At 68.1% G+C, this 731-nt stretch carries 2 protein-coding genes; both read left to right on the forward strand.

What is annotated here, in order from left to right:
• Positions 1-181: 181 nt before the first annotated feature.
• Complete coding sequence (locus tag KTR66_RS24650; protein WP_213617407.1) at positions 182-652, forward strand: disulfide bond formation protein B; 471 nt, start codon at positions 182-184, stop codon at positions 650-652.
• Positions 649-731 (forward strand): demethoxyubiquinone hydroxylase family protein (locus KTR66_RS24655; protein WP_213617408.1); only part of this gene is annotated, 83 nt, incomplete at its 3' end. The genes KTR66_RS24650 and KTR66_RS24655, both read left to right, overlap by 4 nt.

Consider the following 731-nt stretch of genomic DNA (forward strand, 5'->3'; position numbering starts at 1 on the left):
CAAACTCTCGACGATGGTCCAGCACTGATAACGCCTTCCAGGGCATCGCCTCTCTCCCGAGAAACCACGCCCAAAAGCGTCAACCATCTCTCCGAACATCCGTCAGGGATGTGTCCGGTCTGAACAAAGGCCCCAGACCCCGGCACTTGCCCGGGGCGGCGGGGTGGCGCCACATAGACCCATGGCCTCCGCTTTGCTCATCGCCATTCTCGCCTTCGGGGCGCCGCTCTTTGCCAAGGGGTCCGAATCCTGGTTCGGCCTCGCGCCCTGCGAACTCTGCCTCTGGCAACGCTGGCCCTACTGGGTCGCTGGCGCATTCGCCCTTCTCGGCGTCTTCGTGTGGCGCCGGCCGGCGCTGCGTCTGGCGGGGCTCGCCGCCGCCGTCTCGGCCGCCATCGGCGCGTTTCACCTCGGCGTGGAATTCGGCTGGTGGCCCTCGCCCCTGCCGGGCTGCCAGGCGGCCACCTCCGGCGGCGCGATGAGCGTGGAGGAGATGCTGCGCAGCCTCGCACCCACGCCGACCAAGCCCTGCGACCAGCCCGCCCATCTGATTCCGGGCCTCCCCCTTTCCATGGCGGGGATGAACCTGATCTATGGGGCGAGCCTCGCCATCCTGGCCTGGCGCCTCGCCCGGAAGGAGCCCCGCCGATGAGCACGCCGCGTCGTTATCTTGAGGAGGTGATCCGCGTGGATCACGCGGGCGAATATGGCGCGAAGCGCATCTATCAGGG

This window comes from Roseococcus sp. SDR (assembly GCF_019083995.1).
In the GTDB taxonomy this organism is placed as follows: domain Bacteria; phylum Pseudomonadota; class Alphaproteobacteria; order Acetobacterales; family Acetobacteraceae; genus Roseococcus.